The sequence below is a fragment of the Desulfovibrio biadhensis genome (genome assembly GCF_055388615.1).
Window position 1 is genome coordinate 857,031 of the sequence record NZ_AP042477.1, and the last position, 16,192, is coordinate 873,222.

The window sequence follows — 16,192 nt, forward strand, 5'->3', positions numbered from 1 at the left end:
CGTAATCGGATGTAGCATGACACGGCTCCAAATCAAAAAAGTTTTCCTGCTTTTTCATCTTTTTGCATGCGCCTGCAATGGGGTGCAGAGAGGCGTCAGCCCTTGACTTTACCCCGGTGCGTGCCGATATTCTTTTCAGTCCGGCTCGTTGCGCACATGGTGAGTGCATCCAGGACATCCACGTGGAAACATATCCGCTCCACTACACCCGCTTGAAGGCAATACAGCAGCATGCTACATTTCAAAATAGAACTGGCAATCTCCCTCCACAGCATTGGAGGGCGCAGTTAGATGACGTTTCATATTCTGGCCTTTGGCTGCCAGATGAACATGAATGAAGCCGAATGGTTGGAACGTGCGCTTCTGGCCCGCGGGCTGCGTAAGGCCCCTCCGGAAGAGGCGCAAGCGCTCATTGTCATAACCTGCAGCGTACGGGATAAGCCCGAGCAAAAGGTCTACAGCCTCCTTGGACGTTGGCGGAAGTTCGTCCGGCGTACGCCCGGCGCCTTTGTAGCCGTTGGCGGCTGCGTTGCGCAGCAAATCGGCAACGGGTTTGGCGCGCGTTTCGATTTCGTACGTCTGGTATTCGGGGGCGACTCCCTGGCCATGGCGCCTCAGGCCATTGAGCGGCTGATCCACGAGCCGAACATGCGCATCAGCCTGCTGGACTTCAGCGAAGAGCCTGTGGAGCGCCCGTTGCACCTTGAACAGGGAGAGCATGCACCCGACGAGGGAGCGCCAGCGCGTTTTTCCGGCGGCCGCGCCTTTGTCAACATCATGCAAGGCTGTGACAACTTTTGCGCATACTGCATCGTCCCCTATGTCAGGGGGCGGCAGAAATCCCGCAGCCCCCAGGCGATTCTGGATGAATGCAGAAGCCTGGCCGAACGGGGCGTGCGCGAAGTGACCCTGCTGGGGCAGAACGTCAACAGCTACGGGCTCGATTCCAGCGCAAAGCGTAGAGGCGACGCCACGAGCTTTGCCGCCCTGCTGCGACAAGTGGCCGCCGTGGATGGCATCCGCCGGGTACGGTTCACCACCTCGCACCCAAAGGACTTGAGCCAGGAAGTCATCAAGGCCTTTGCAGACCTGGAGAACCTTTGCCCGCAGCTGCATTTGCCGTTGCAATCAGGCTCGGACAAGATACTTGCCGCCATGGGACGCAAGTATGACATGGAGCGCTATCTTGGTATCGTTCGGGAACTGCGCGCAGCGCGCCCGGAAATAAAGTTGTCCACGGACCTGCTTGTGGGCTTTCCGGGAGAAAGCGAGGAGGACTTCCAAAAAACCCTCGAAGCCATGCACCAGGTGGGCTACGAGTCGAGCTTTTCGTTCATATATTCAGATCGCCCTGGTGTACGTAGCGAAAAAATGTCGCCCAAGGTGCCCCGCGAGGTAGCCGCAGAGCGACTGGAGATATTGCAGGCGCTGCAGCGGGAATTTTCCGAAGCCGATCTGGCTGCAGCCGTGGGAGACGAACTGGAGGTGTTGCTCGAAGGGCCAAGCAAGATGCCCTCCGGCCACCCTGACTGGGAAACCCCTGTGGAAAGTTGGAAGGGGCGCGACACTTACAACCGTGTGGTGAATGTCACCGCCCCCCATGGACAGGAACTGTCACTCTTTAAACGCCTGGAACCAGGCATGCTCATAACAGCTTCCATTACGGAAGCGAAGAAACACTCCCTTTATGGGAAAGCGACAGGTGAGCCATGGTAGAAATGAAAGTATTCGGATTGGCCCTGGACGAAGATTCCCAGGTCCCTGTGCTTGTTCTCAAGGATAACGATGAAAAGGCCGTGCTGCCCATCTGGATCGGCGCAATGGAGGCCATGGCCATATCTCTGGCCCTGAACGGGGTGAAATTGCCCCGCCCCATGACGCATGATCTGCTGCTCTCGGCCATCAACGCGCTGGAAGGCAAAATCGTGTCGGTGAACGTGGTTTCCCTCAAGGAAGGCACGTACTACGCAGAGGTCGAAGTGGACCAGAAAGGACAGCGCAAGCGCATAGACTGCCGCCCTTCTGATGGTATTGCCCTGGCATTGCGGGCCGAGGCCCCCATCGCCGTGGACGAAGGCGTGCTCATTGCGGCGGACGCCGAAGGCAAGCCACAGCCCAAGGCCGTGCTGCAGACCGATGACGCCAAGCAGTGGAACGAGCTTCTGGACAAGCTGAACGTGGACGACACCAAATACAAGATGTAGGCGAGACATGATCGATCTGCACGTGCATACAACATTCAGCGACGGCGCCTTGATCCCCGCTGAAACAGCCAGACGCGCCCGTGTTGCCGGTTACAAGGCGCTTTGCTTTACGGACCACGCCGACCACAGCAACTACGCCCTGGTGCTGGATAACATCCTGCGCTTTGTGAAAGCTGCTGGCCCTTTTGCCGGTATCGAACTCTTTGCCGGCGTGGAAATCACCCATGTGCCCCCCGCACTGATTCCAGACCTCATCACCGAAGTCAGGGACAGGGGCGCACAACTCGTGGTGGTCCATGGCCAGACCCTGGTGGAGCCCGTGGAAGACGGCACCAACCTTGCCGCCATACAAGGGGGCGCTGACGTTCTGGCCCACCCTGGCCTGCTGCGCAAGGAAGACGCGGCCCTGGCCGCGGAAAAAGGCGTGCACGTGGAGATAACCACCCGCAAAGGACACAGCCTGAGTAACGGACACGTGGCCGCCCTTTCCCGTGAATTCGGGTATTCCCTTGTGGTCAATAACGACGCCCACACGGGCGATTTCGTCAGCGCGGAACTGCGCCGCAATGTTGCTTTGGGGGCATCGCTTAGCGAAGAGGAATACCAGCTTGCCGAGCACAACTCCCGCAAGCTGGTGGAAAAAATGCTGCGAGGATAAACGCATTGCTTCATTGTTGGCTCAATAGCCCAGCAGCCGCGCCCTCTCCAATAAAACAGGGCGCGGTACGATCAATGCGGCGGAAAACAGGCCAAATGCAGTACTTGTAACAGGCCAGGCCCTTCATCCGCTTCCTGGCAAGTATACAATACACGCATTTCCTGTTGCATTCTTTCAACATCACAACAAAAATCTTACTCCCCCCCCCCTTGCTACTCCCCATAAAGGCAGGTAGGTTGCGCCTGCAAGGGGGCTGTATCTGGCTTTGTGTTTTGCGCATATAGCAACTTGATGATCACGCCAAACCGGCGTTTTTGCGTCGGGAGACAAGAATGGAAGCACTGTCCATAGAAGCCACCAAAGACTCCCCCTGTGTCCGCTTTGATCCCGTGACCCGGGAATTCGAGATCAGTGGCGAGTCATATCCTGAAAACGCCGCCAAATTTTACGCTCCAGTGTTTGAGTGGATTGAACGTTATCTCGCGGAACCAGGGGTTTCGCTCACCCTCAGGCTAAAGCTCACATATATCAACAGCTCCAGTTCCAAGATAATTCTCAACCTGCTGGACATGCTCGATGCTGCAGCCGAACAGGGCGTTGCCGTAACTGTTCAATGGATATATCAGGAAGGCAACTTCACTCTGCAAGAGTGTGGGGAGGAGTTTGCTGAGGATATTGCAAATCTGGAATTCAATTTTGTGGAGATCGCACAAGCGTGATGAAAAACGGCAATCTTTTCCATCACGAAGAGCAGACACTGGCCAATGCCGAGAAGCTGCTCCAAACACCCCCAGAAGATGCGGCAGCACTGCTGGAGGGGTTCAAGACCCTTGCGCGCGAATACGGCAAGCTCTACAGGCAGAGCAAAAGCCTGGTTAACATCAGTGACATGATGCAGAAGGACCTCAACACGCTCAATGAACGCGTGAACGAGGCCAACGAAGAAATTCAGTTCAAAAACGCCCAGCTCGAGGAGTATTCCCAGAAGCTTTCCGTGGCGCTGGAATCCTCCCAACAAAAATATCGCGACATCTTCGACAACGCCGTAGAAGGCATTTTCCGCAGCACTGCCTCTGGCGAAGTCACCGAGGCGAACACCGCCTTTGCCCATATTCTGGGCTATGAAAACACAGCAGAATTTTTCCGCGACCCGCTCAATTTCTACAATGCTTTTGTTGACCCTGCACTGTGCGAGGAACTCAAGAAGCAACTCAACGTTCAGGGGTCACTGAGCGGGAAACGCATAGCCCTGCGCCGTAAGGACGGCGAGCCCATAGTCTGTTCCATTTCCGCCAGGGCGATTTTTGATCGCATGAATAACGTGGCGTATTGTGAAGGGTTGCTCACAGACATTACCGAGCGCTTGCGCGTGGAGCAGGCGGAAAGCGAACGCCAGGCAGCGGAAGCGGCCAGCATGGCCAAGAGCCGCTTTCTCGCCAAAATGAGCCATGAAATCCGCACGCCCATGAACGCCATCCTCGGCTTGGCCGAGATAATGCTCCGCAACGAATTGCCGCAGCAGCAACGCGATTATCTTGACATGATCCATGAATCCGGCGAGCATCTTTTACAAATTATCAACGATATTCTCGACTTCGCCAAGCTGGAAAGCCGCAACATCACGCTGGAAAAGGTAAATTTCAACCTGCCCGAACTCTTGCAGGCGTGCATGCGCACCATGCAGCCAGCGGCGGCAAACAAGAACATCAGCCTCACCCTGCACATTGCTCCTGATTCCCCGACTATTGTAAAGGGAGACTCCGTCCGGTTGCGCCAGGTGATCAACAATCTGCTTTCCAACGCCATAAAATTCACTCACAGCGGCGTGGTGGATGTATCCCTGGATACGTTGCGGGACAAGGAATCTACAGGGCATCAGTTGCTCTTCACTGTCAAAGACACCGGCATCGGTATCGACCCCAAAGACATCGAAACCATTTTTCTGGATTTTACCCAGTCCGGTGATTCCATTTTCCGCGAATACGGGGGCACGGGGCTGGGGTTGTCCATTTGTCGCGAACTGGTTGAACTCATGGGCGGCAAAATCTGGGTTACCAGCAAAAAGAATCAGGGGAGCGAATTCACTTTCAGCGCCTGTTTCGATGCAGCCGATGCACGCCCAACACGGGAAACCGTCATGCCGGAGGTGCCCTACCAGTCCCCCTTGCGGGTGCTCATGGTGGAGGACAGCGCCGCCAACCGCATGGTCACGCGCCTCAACCTGGAAAGTCTCGGCCACACGGTGCTCGAGGCGGAAAATGGCCGCAGGGCTCTGGATATACTGTCCCGCATCAGTAATATCGAGCTGGTGATGATGGATGTGGAAATGCCTGATATCAATGGTATTGACGTGGCGCGCAGCATCCGTGCTGGTGAGCACGGCGTGCGCAACCCCCAAGTCCCCATTGTAGCCATGACGGCCCACGCTTTTGAAGAAGTGCGGCAGCAATGTCTGAACGCCGGCATGGATGGCTATCTGAGCAAACCCCTCAAGCGCGCCGAAATGGCGCGGGTTATCATAGAGGCCACGTCCGAGCGCAACGGCATTTGTCCGCTGCCGGATGCCGACAACCTTCCCGTGCTGGATGCCCAAAGTGCCCGTGAAAAACAGGGACTTCTGGAAGACGAGTTCGCCATGCTCTTGCCCACGGCCTTCAAAGAATTGCAACAAGAACTCCAGATTGCGACCAAGGCCGTTGCCGATAAGGACATGAACAGTCTTGCCCGGGCAGCCCATACCATGCGTACCGTGGCTGCAAGCATTGGGGCTCTGTGTTTTTCATCACGGGCCAGCGCGCTGGAGCACGCCGCCAAATCAGAGGACGCAGAAGTCGTCTCAAACATTTGGGACAAATTGCTCAAAGACATGCAGAGCTTGGGGCAGCAGATGGACGCCTGAAAGGGCGACTGATTTCCCACCTTCTTTCATCCCAAAAGTAGCCCTCAACATATTATTATCTTGCATTGCAGAAGGTTATTGTATTCTGCTTGCGGTTTTATTGCGCATGGTCCGCCTACAATGCAACAAATCTTTGACCGGAAATTTGAAACACGATAATAACTGTTGCTTATTCCTTAATTATCATTTGTGCATTCGTGGCAGTGTCTTTTTTTCCTGCAACGCTTCAACTCATGCAACTCTATGGATAACGCAACAAACACCCCTGAACACCAGGCGCAGCAAAAGCAACAGTCCGGCACCAGGATTTCCGGACTGAAACTCCACCATAAACTCGCCCTCTTTTTTATTCTTTTTGCAACGCTGGTAATGGGCACCACCCTGACACTGGTCTACCAGGTCGCCAAGGAAAAGGTCGTTCAGGACATTCGCCATCGCCTGATGGACATCGTCAGCATCGCCGCCTTGCAAGTTGATACTGATCTGCACGAAACACTGGTAAGTCCCGATCAGGAAGGATCTGAAGAATATCTGCGTATCGCCAAAGTCCTGCGTGAAATCAAGGCTGCCACGTCGGACATTCGCTTCGTCTACACCATGCGCCGCTCACAACTCCCTGATTTCAAGGACAAAATCGTCTTTTGGGTGGACGCCGAAACCAATCCGGAAAGCGTGGCTCACATGGGGGAGGTGTACGAGGAGCCCAGCCCGCTGCTGGAGCGGACCTTTGACTCCATGGAAAAGACGACTGTGGAGGAGAGCATCTATCGGGACGACTGGGGGGAATGGATCACAGGCTACGCCCCTTTGCGCAATTCTGAAGGCAAGCGTGTGGGCATTTTGGCCATTGACATAGAAGCAGCCAAAGTCCGCGCATACGAGCGAAAAATCCTCTTTCTTTCCGGCGGCATTTTCCTGGCCATGCTCCTCCTGATCATCCCCATGGGGCTGTGGGTGGGCAGGCACATCTCGGCCCCCATCATCCGCATTAAGGAGGGCGCTGAACGCATCGGCGCCGGCGACCTGAGCAGCCGCATCGAAGTTGCACGCACAGACGAAATCGGCGCATTGGCGTCCTCTTTCAACAGTATGACTGTCAATCTGGCTGAAAGCAGACGCAACATTGAACAGATGGTGCAAAAGTACCGCAGTATCTTTGATAACGCCGTGGAAGGTATTTTCCAGACGACAATGCAGGGTGAAATGATAACCTGCAACAAAGCCATGGCCCAAATGATCGGCTATGCCACCCCTGATGAACTGCTGGATTTGATGGGCAGCTCCATAGCTTCTTTGTACGCGGAGCCGACCAAACGCGAAGAAATCATGCAGACCCTTCAGCAAGAGGGGCAGGTTCGCAATGTCCAATTGCAGTTCAAGCACAAGGACGGTTCCTTTGTGTGGGTGGAACTGCACGCCCACCTGCTGCGCGAAGAGGGAGAAACGCCGCTTATCGAGGGCATGGTGCACGACATAACCGAGCGCCTTGCCAGGGAACAGGCAGAAAAGGAGCGCCGTACCGCAGAGGCAGCAAACCAGGCCAAAAGCGATTTCCTGGCCAACATGAGCCATGAGATCCGCACCCCCATGAATGCCGTCATCGGCATGACCGACCTGGCGCTGAAGACAGCGCTCACGCCCAAGCAAAAAGACTATCTTTCCAAGATCCGCACGGCTTCGCGCTCCCTTTTGCAGATCATCAATGACATTCTGGATTTTTCCAAAATCGAAGCTGGCAAACTTTCCATAGAGCATGTTGACTTTCAGCTCCAGGAGGTCATGGAGCATACCACGGACATGGTTGGACAGCGCGCAGCGGAAAAAGGCATAGAATTTTTCGCATCCATTGCGGACAATGTCCCCTGCTCCTTGCAGGGCGATCCGCTCAGACTGGGGCAGGTTCTCATCAATCTGGCGAACAACGCCGTGAAATTCACCCAGGAAGGCGAAGTCACGGTGCGCGCCAGCCTGGATGAAAGCGTTCCAGACCATGTAACCGATGCGCACGTGAAGCTGGTCATATCTGTCCGCGATACGGGCATCGGCATTCCTGCGGATGTAGTCCCCCGGCTGTTCCAGTCCTTTACCCAGGCGGACGGCTCCACCACCAGAAAATACGGAGGCACGGGGCTTGGTCTGGCCATCACCCGCCGCCTGGTGGAAATGATGGGGGGAAGCGTGGACGTCACCAGTGAACCCGGTGTGGGCAGTACGTTCACGGTGCGACTGGAGCTGAAACGACAGGACGAGGAAAAGGAATACTTGCCCCAGGCCCGCGGCAGCATCAAGGGCTTGCGTGTGCTTGTGGTGGACGACAATGCAAGCGCCCGCCAAATCCTTGTGGAGACGCTGGAATCTTTGCGTTTCAATGCCGTTGCCATGAAGAGCGGGACTGAGGCCCTGGCAGAACTGCGCAATACCGAGGAACCCTACGATCTGGTGCTCATGGACTGGAAGATGCCCGGCATGGACGGCATCGAAACAGTGCGCCGCATCCAGGAAGAATCGCGCTTCAAACGGCTGCCCATGATCATAATGGTGACCGCCTATGGGCGCGAGGACGCCGTGGACAAGGGCGAAGACATCAAAATCAGCGCCTACCTGGACAAACCCATCAACCCCTCGCATCTTTTCGATACGATCATGGCGGTGTGCTCCAGCGAACTGGCGATTTCCGAGCAAGGCCCCACCTCTGACGCAGCCGCCCAGGAGAGCATGAAGCGACTTTCCGGCGCCAGTGTGCTTCTGGTGGAAGACATCGAGATCAACCGTCAGGTCGCCCGTGAAATTCTGGAATACGCAGGTGCGCGAGTCATAGAAGCTGAAAACGGCGAGCGCGCCCTGGAGCTTTTGCAGCACATGCCCTGCGACCTGATTCTCATGGACGTGCAGATGCCCGTCATGGACGGTTATGAGGCGACTCGCCTTATCCGCCTGGCAGGCACGTCCAAAGAGCATCCGGCGTTGTCCGTGCCCAATGACATACCGATCATCGCCATGACGGCCCATGCCATGGAGTCCGACAAGAAGCGCTGCCTGGAAATGGGCATGGACGCCCATGTGCCCAAACCCATCGAGGCCCCCACCCTCTATGCGGCCATGGCCGATCTCCTGCCCGAGGGGTCGGTTGCCGCAGATGCCGCCGCAGACGCAGAGACACCAAGGCCGGTAGCTCCCCGCCACAAACAAGAGCGGCTGCCCGAATCCCTGCCGGGAATCGACATTGCAGCAGGCGTCAAACGCGTGCAGGGCAACACCTCGCTCTACCGCAGGCTGCTCAAGGATTTTGCCCGCGATTTCCAGCAATATGACGCCAAGCTGGAATCTCTGTTCCAGAACCAGGAGTACAAACAGTGCTCCCACGAGGCCCACGCACTGAAAGGCGTTGCCGGCGCCATAGCCGCCAACGAGCTTCATGAGCTTGCCAAGGAAGTGGAGCTTGCCCTGAAGGCCGAGACGCCCACCCCACAGGATGTGGAAAAGGCAAAGAACGCCCTGCCGGCCTGCACCGAGGCGTTGGGTACTGTGATGGAGGGACTGAACCAGTATTTCGCCACCACCGACACACCGAACTCCGCCGCCCCCTCTTCACAGGCAGACCCGGAAAAATTGCAGGCAGCCCTCCGCGAACTGGACAGCCAGCTAGCCCAAAATTCTTTTACCGCAGGGCAGACCTTGCAGGAGCACGAAGCCCTGCTCCGCGCCGCAACCACTCCTGAAAACTATGCGGCTCTGGAAACTGCTGTGGCCTCTTTCAACTTCACTGCAGCACGTACAGAGCTCGGTACACTGGCCAAGGACGCAGGCGTCAGCCTGCAGGATTGAGCCTGGAGACAACAATGAGCAGCGCTCCCAAACCAAAAATACTCATCGTTGACGACCAACCCGCCAACATCACCATGTTAGGGGGCAGTCTCGGCGCAGACTATGACATTAGCGTCGCCACCAACGGTAAAGACGCTGTCCGCATCGCAACCTCGGACACCCCTCCCGACTGCATCCTGCTGGACATCATCATGCCGGAGATGGACGGCTACGAGGTATGCGGCGTGCTGAAGCAGCACGAGCAGGCCAAAGATATTCCCGTCATTTTCATCACGGCCATGAGTGAAGAGGAAGACGAGACAAAAGGTCTCGAGCTGGGCGCCGTGGATTATATCACAAAACCTTTCCGCATCCCCATTGTCCAGGCGCGCATCCGTGCCGTTCTGGCCCTGAAGCAGGAAATGGACAAGCGCATGCAGCTCACCAGGCGGTTATCAGACTCCAACAAGAAGCTCGAAGCCGCCAACCACAGAATCATGGAGAGCATAGAATACGCGCAAGGCATCCAGCGCTCCTTTCTGCCCCGGCCAGAGGACATCACCCGCCACATCGTGGACTGGTGTGTGATCTGGAAGCCCAAGGACATCATCGGCGGCGACATGTTCTGGTTCGAAGGGGAGCAGGACAGCTTCTACTGGGCCATCATGGACTGCACCGGCCATGGCGTTCCCGGCGCTATCATGACCATGCTTGCAGGCAGCAGCCTGGACCGCGTCATAAATGACTTCGGTAAGAGCGTGCCCGCAGATGCGCTGATGGAACTCAACCGGATGATAAAGGCCGCGCTCTCCAGACGCCAGACCAGCCCCCTTGCTGATGACGGACTGGACATCGGTATCTGTCATGTTGACGAGCAACAAAACACCCTGACATTCGCCGGCGCCCGTATTTCTCTGTTCCTTGTGGAAAATAACGAGGTGCAGGAAATAAGGGGCGACCGCCACAGCGTGGGGTACCGCTCCTCCGACCCGGATTTCCAGTTTGAAAATCACGTCATCCCTTTGCGCCCCGGCCAGCGATTCTACCTGACCACGGATGGCTACCTTGACCAACTCGGCGGGCAGCGACGGTTCAGTTTCGGTAAACGCCGCTTTCGTGACTTCATACTGCAGCACCACATGCTGCCGTTTGCAGAGCAACAGGTTTTACTGCAAAAGGAATATGAGGCGTATAAACAGGACGAACCTCAGGTTGATGATGTTACAGTAATCGGGTTCACCATAACACCCCGGGGGGGGCAATGAGCACTGCATTTGTCGTAGAAGCTACCCGCAGCACGCCGTATATCAATCTGGATATCGAGTCAGGGACAGCAATGCTCAAGGGAAGTTCCTACCCGGAAAACGCCAGCCAGTTCTACCAGCCGTTTTTCGACGGCATGGAGCAAGCCATCCAGGAAATGGGAACCGGTACCCCTGCGTCCTTCAGCCTGGAACTGGAGATCATCTACCTCAACAGCTCCAGCTCAAAGGTCTTCATGATGCTTTTCGATATGCTGGACGAGGCCGCGGCAAAAGGCTTGCAAACCTCCATAACCTGGCGCTACCACCCTGAAAACGAGTCCGCCCACGAGTGTGGTGAAGAATTCAAGGAAGACCTGCAACACGTACCGTTCACGATGCTGGAAGTTCCCGACCTGCCTGATTTCTAGGGTATCCAATCCTGCAGGCACGAAAAAAGGGGAAACACCACCGGCATTTCCCCTTTGTCAGCATCAACGGTACTGGCGTACCTATTTCTCAAAGAGCTTTTTAAACTGCCCGTATCCTTGCGCCTCGAGCTCCTCTGCCGGCACAAACCGCAGCGCGGCGGAGTTTATGCAATAGCGCAGACCTGTCGGCGCGGGCCCGTCATCAAAGACATGCCCAAGATGGGAATCGCCATACTTGCTGCGGACTTCTGTCCGCGTCATGAACAGCGACCTGTCCTCATGCTCCACAATATTTTCGTCCACCAGGGGCTTGTAGAAGCTGGGCCACCCCGTGCCGGACTTATACTTGTGCGTGGAGCTGAACAAGGGCTCACCTGAAGCCACATCCACATATATTCCTGGTTCCTTGTTATCCCAGTATTCGTTGTGAAAAGCCGGTTCTGTGGCGTCTTTCTGGGTGACGCGATACTGCAGGTCGCTGAGTTCCTGCCGCAACACATCATCCGGAGGCTTCACATAGGCGGCTTTGCCATTTTCTTTTGCCCCCCCGGTCGTGGTGGAGACACTGCCCCCGCTTCCGGTGGAGACAATCGGTGTGGTCAGGGGTTCATCCCCCCAGGTTCGTTCCAGGTACCCTGTCCTTCCGGACAACAAGCGGTACCCTTTGTAGCGCAAGGGATTCTTTTTGTAATAATCCTGGTGGTATTCCTCGGCCTCGTAAAAGGTCGTGGCAGGGCGAATTGCCGTGGCCACCGGCCTGCTCAATCGATTGGTCGCCTCCAGAGCCTTCTTGGATTCTTCTGCAAGCTGCTTTTGCGTGTCGTCAGTATAAAAGATGGCGGTGGTGTATTGCTCGCCCCTGTCTGCAAACTGCCCCTCTGGGTCTGTGGGGTCGATGCTGCGCCAGAAGGCGTTGAGCAACTGCTCATACCGCACCTTGGCCGGGTCATAGCGGACGCGCACTGCCTCCAGATGCCCGGACGTACCAGAGGAGACTTCCTGATAATCGGGATTTTCCACGTGCCCTCCCGTATATCCGGAAACAACATCCACAACGCCATCCACTTTTTCCAGGTCTGCTTCCACACACCAGAAGCAGCCTCCGGCAAAGATCGCTTCCTTGTATTTTGTATCGCTCATTTCATTACTCCCTGATGCGGCAAAGGCCGGCACGGCCATCACCCAGATCATTATGAATAAAACCATGATGCTTTTCATGATGACGGACCTCACTGTTAGAGCATGCCGGGTTTGGAAAAGCCTTGATGCTCATGCGTAATTCCCTAAAAGGATGTCGATGGGGTTCAGAAAAAGCCATGTTGCAGCACTGTTTCACACTGCGCAGAATCTGACTCCCCTGTACCTGAAATAAGTATTACAGGCAGAAGGGCAAGCTTATCTTGTGGAATAGGGCATTTTGGATAACAGTACGTGCAGCAATCGTGTCCACCCCAGGAAGAAATCATGCCACTTGATATCTATTTCGCATTTATTCTTGCCAGCGTACTGCTACTGATAATACCCGGCCCCACGGTATTGCTGGTTATCGGATATGGATTGGGGCACGGCCGCCGGGCTGCGTTGCATTGCGCCGCGGGCGTGGTGCTGGGGGATTTCACCGCCATGGGGCTTTCGTTATTGGGGCTTTCCGCCCTGCTTGCTGCATCGGCCGTTTTATTCACCGTCCTCAAGCTCCTGGGCGCCATTTATTTGGGATTTCTGGGGGTGCAACTATGGAAGCAGAGCACGCGCCCCACCGCTGAAAAGAAAACCCCGGAATCATCCCTAGGGGCGCCCCCCGAAAAGGGATCCATGATGCGCACGGCCTGGCTTGTGACAGCGCTCAACCCCAAAGCCATCACTTTTTTTGTCGCCTTTTTACCCCAGTTCGTGCAGCACGAGTATCCCGTAGCGCCCCAGCTTTTGTTGCTGGGCAGCACATTTCTCGTGCTCTCCTTTTTCAATGCCCTTTCCTTCGCCTTGGCTGCCGGGTCTGTACGCCAGGTCGGCCTGGCCGGGGGCATTGCCTCAAGAGGCAAAATACTCAGACGCGGCGGCGCATGCGCCTGTCTTGCAGCAGGGGCATGGAGCGCGTGGGACGCTTTCCGCCGGATGTAAGGATCTCTCCCTGCCTTCACTTCCATTGCATGCTGTGATACCCCCTGCGCAGCAGCCCCCAGACGAGCCCCACCAACTTCTTGCTGAAGAAGCAGCATAACGGGATCACTTCATGGACAAAAACGCCGGAGCCAATTCCCGCGGCCTGCAATACGCGAGAAAGGGCCAGCGATCGGGCCAGGATCGTGGTTCTGCATTGCGGCCAGGCGTTGCCGGCAACTCGCTTTTGAAGGGCCTATCACCACCTATCCGGGTTCTTTTGTTGGACGACGAACCCGGTCTCCAGGAATCCTTTCGCCACATCCTCGTGCACAACGGCTGCGAAGTCGTCATGGCTGCGTCGCTTGCTGCAGGCCTGGAGGCACTGCAGCAACAGGATTTCGATGTCATTGTCGCCGACGTGGTGCTTGACGACGCTTCCGGCCTTGAAATCCTGGATCACGTCAGCATGCTCAGTCCGTTTTGTTGCGTGGTCTGCATCAGTGGCGTGCCAAATGTGGATGACGCCGCCCAGGCGCTGCGCAAAGGAGCATTCGACTACATCCCCAAACCTGTGGGCAAAGACCGCTTGCTCCAGGCTGTCTCCAGCGCCGCACGCCATGCTCGCGCACTGGAATCCAAGCACCTCCTGGAGCAGGAAAACGAACGTTTCGAACAGGACCTCGAAGCATTGGTGGAGCATCGAACCGCTGCCTTGCGCGAAGCCAATGCCCGGCTGAGCAGAGAAATCGCAGAACGAGAACGCATCGAACAGGCGCTGATCAACCAGACAATGTTCATGGAGACTTTGCTCTCCTCCATCCCAACGCCTGTGTATTACAAAGATACAAACTGCATATACCTTGGGTGCAACCAGGCCTTTTGCGAATTCGTCGGACGAGAAAAGGACGAAATTGTCGGCAAGACCGTTTTTCAATGCTGGCCCGAGCACTTTGCCTCCATCTATGACAGGCGAGACAAGGAACTGCTGCAGCGTGGCGGGCGTCAGGAGTACGAAGGGCCACTCATGACCCAGCACGACAGCAACCGCCACGTTCTTTTCAAAAAAGCGATATTTCATCTGGCGGATGGATCCACGGGCGGTGTTATCGGCATCATAGTGGATACGACAAAATACAAACGCCTCGAAGTCGCTTTGCTCGAGGCTTCCCGCCAGGCCAATGCGGCCAATCTCGCGAAAAGCGAATTTCTGGCCTCCATGAGCCATGAAATACGCACACCCATGACCGCCATCCTGGGCATGGCCGACATGCTCTGGTCAGGGGCGCTCAACCAGGACCAAAAACGCTATGTGTCCATTATCCGCAGCGCCGGCGAAAACCTTCTGGAACTGATCAGCGACATCCTTGACCTTTCCCGCATCGAATCCGGCAAGCTCGACCTTGAGGAAATCGCGTTTGCGCCACGGGATCTGCTCCGTAAAGCCTGTGATGTAATGCACCTGCGCGCCCAGGAAAAAAGGCTGGAGCTTACCTGCACAATTGCGGACGACGTACCTGAAGTACTCAAAGGCGATCCGGCCAGGCTGAACCAGATTCTGCTCAACCTCCTTGGCAACGCCATCAAATTCACCGAATCCGGCAGCATAGATTGCCAGTTGGAGTTGCTGCACTTTCCCAGCGCAGAAGGGGTGCGAGAGGACGTATTGCACCTGTGCGTACAGGACTCTGGCATTGGCATCCCACCGGAAATGCATGAATCCATCTTCGAGCGTTTTACCCAGGCAGACGCCTCGACCACCAGGCGTTTTGGCGGCACCGGGCTTGGTCTATCCATCTGCCGCCATCTTACAGAACGCATGGACGGCCGCATCTGGGTCGACAGCACACCAGGACAGGGAAGCATCTTCCATGTGGCGTTGCCTTTAAAATTGGCCCGCGATGAGGAAGTGCTTGCCTACAAACGCGAGCATGATGACGACATGAACGACTTACTGGAGCGCCACCGCAACCTGGAGCCCCTGCGTATCCTGGTTGCAGACGACTCGAGCATGACGCTGACCCTTATCTCCGAGCTCTTGAAGCTGACGCCGCATTTGCTGCGTACCGCCACAAATGGGGCGGAAGCCCTGGCGCTTTTCCGTGATGAAAGTTTCGATGTCGTGCTGCTGGACCTGCAAATGCCCATCATGGACGGTTTTGAAGCCCTGCAGGGCATCCGTGACATCGAAACCAAAAACTCGCGCACTTCCACCCCTGTTTACGCCTGCAGCGCGGGCGCCCTGGATGAACACCAAACCGCCTGCAAAGAGGCAGGGTTCAACGGCTTGTTAAGCAAGCCATTCCGCCGTGGCGAACTGCTGGAGACCCTGGCGCAAATGGGGACGCCAAAAGGAAAGCCTACTCGCGAGTGCTCTATTGATCCCTTGTTTCTGGTGATCGACGAATCCGCCATAAGCAGGACCATTATCCGCAAGCTGCTGCAAGAACTGGGGTGCACTCGCATCAAGGAAGCGCAAGACGCTCAGGATGCCCTTAATGCGTTGCAGGAGCTGACAGTGGATTGCGTGATCTGCGATTGCGACAACCCGATCATCAAAGCCGAAGCACTGCTGCGGGAGGCCAGAGCAATGAGCCGCAACAAGCATATTCCATGGATACTGCTTGCTTCGGATAACGAACACGAGTTCAGTGCACCGTCTTCTCTTGCCGCCAACAAGGATGATGCCGCGCCGACCTATTCCCTGGCGAAACCGTTCAGGCTGCATGAACTGCGCAGTCTCGTTACCCGCGCCGTGATCCTGGACGGAAAGGGCCAGAGCACGTAAAAAGAGACCGTTTGTTAAGACGATGCCAAGCATCTGGAATCAACTATGCCACCAGGCGGTACAGGCCGCC

Annotated in this window: 11 protein-coding genes; 10 read left to right on the forward strand and 1 reads right to left on the reverse strand. The window is 56.1% G+C overall.

Annotated features, from left to right (window positions below; all coding sequences use genetic code 11):
- Positions 1-291 precede the first annotated feature (291 nt).
- The 8 genes from miaB to ACZ5EH_RS03925 all read left to right on the forward strand — a co-directional run bounded on the left by miaB (position 292) and on the right by ACZ5EH_RS03925 (position 11,237).
- On the forward strand, positions 292-1,716 hold the full coding sequence (miaB, locus tag ACZ5EH_RS03890) for a tRNA (N6-isopentenyl adenosine(37)-C2)-methylthiotransferase MiaB (RefSeq protein WP_464276822.1): 1,425 nt from the start codon (positions 292-294) through the stop codon (positions 1,714-1,716).
- Positions 1,710-2,204, forward strand: coding sequence for a bifunctional nuclease family protein (locus tag ACZ5EH_RS03895; RefSeq protein ID WP_464276823.1), 495 nt, complete (start codon positions 1,710-1,712; stop codon positions 2,202-2,204). The genes miaB and ACZ5EH_RS03895 overlap by 7 nt, the downstream gene beginning before the upstream one ends.
- A gap of 7 nt (positions 2,205-2,211) precedes the next feature.
- Complete coding sequence (locus ACZ5EH_RS03900) at positions 2,212-2,862, forward strand: histidinol phosphate phosphatase domain-containing protein (protein ID WP_464276824.1); 651 nt, start codon at positions 2,212-2,214, stop codon at positions 2,860-2,862.
- A 332-nt stretch (positions 2,863-3,194) separates the two neighbouring features.
- The gene (locus ACZ5EH_RS03905; protein ID WP_464276825.1) at positions 3,195-3,581 is read left to right on the forward strand and encodes a DUF1987 domain-containing protein; all 387 of its coding nucleotides are present in this window, start codon (positions 3,195-3,197) and stop codon (positions 3,579-3,581) included.
- Positions 3,581-5,761 (forward strand): PAS domain-containing hybrid sensor histidine kinase/response regulator, encoded by a 2,181-nt coding sequence (locus tag ACZ5EH_RS03910; protein WP_464276826.1) that lies wholly within the window; start codon positions 3,581-3,583, stop codon positions 5,759-5,761. Before ACZ5EH_RS03905 ends, ACZ5EH_RS03910 begins: the two co-directional genes overlap by 1 nt.
- Before the next feature lie 243 nt (positions 5,762-6,004).
- Positions 6,005-9,586 (forward strand): hybrid sensor histidine kinase/response regulator, encoded by a 3,582-nt coding sequence (locus tag ACZ5EH_RS03915; protein ID WP_464276827.1) that lies wholly within the window; start codon positions 6,005-6,007, stop codon positions 9,584-9,586.
- Between the two features lie 14 nt (positions 9,587-9,600).
- Positions 9,601-10,830, forward strand: a complete 1,230-nt coding sequence (locus ACZ5EH_RS03920; RefSeq protein WP_464276828.1) for a response regulator — start codon at positions 9,601-9,603, stop codon at positions 10,828-10,830.
- Positions 10,827-11,237, forward strand: coding sequence for a DUF1987 domain-containing protein (locus ACZ5EH_RS03925; RefSeq protein ID WP_464276829.1), 411 nt, complete (start codon positions 10,827-10,829; stop codon positions 11,235-11,237). Before ACZ5EH_RS03920 ends, ACZ5EH_RS03925 begins: the two co-directional genes overlap by 4 nt.
- A gap of 81 nt (positions 11,238-11,318) precedes the next feature.
- Here ACZ5EH_RS03925 and msrB read toward each other — a convergent pair whose 3' ends face one another.
- Complete coding sequence (gene msrB, locus ACZ5EH_RS03930; RefSeq protein ID WP_464276830.1) at positions 11,319-12,443, reverse strand: peptide-methionine (R)-S-oxide reductase MsrB; 1,125 nt, start codon at positions 12,441-12,443, stop codon at positions 11,319-11,321.
- 258 nt (positions 12,444-12,701) lie between these two features.
- Here msrB and ACZ5EH_RS03935 point away from each other — a divergent pair, with 258 nt between their 5' ends.
- Positions 12,702-13,355, forward strand: a complete 654-nt coding sequence (locus tag ACZ5EH_RS03935) for a LysE family translocator (protein ID WP_464276831.1) — start codon at positions 12,702-12,704, stop codon at positions 13,353-13,355.
- A 112-nt stretch (positions 13,356-13,467) separates the two neighbouring features.
- On the forward strand, positions 13,468-16,122 hold the full coding sequence (locus ACZ5EH_RS03940; RefSeq protein ID WP_464276832.1) for a response regulator: 2,655 nt from the start codon (positions 13,468-13,470) through the stop codon (positions 16,120-16,122).
- Positions 16,123-16,192: the final 70 nt, after the last annotated feature.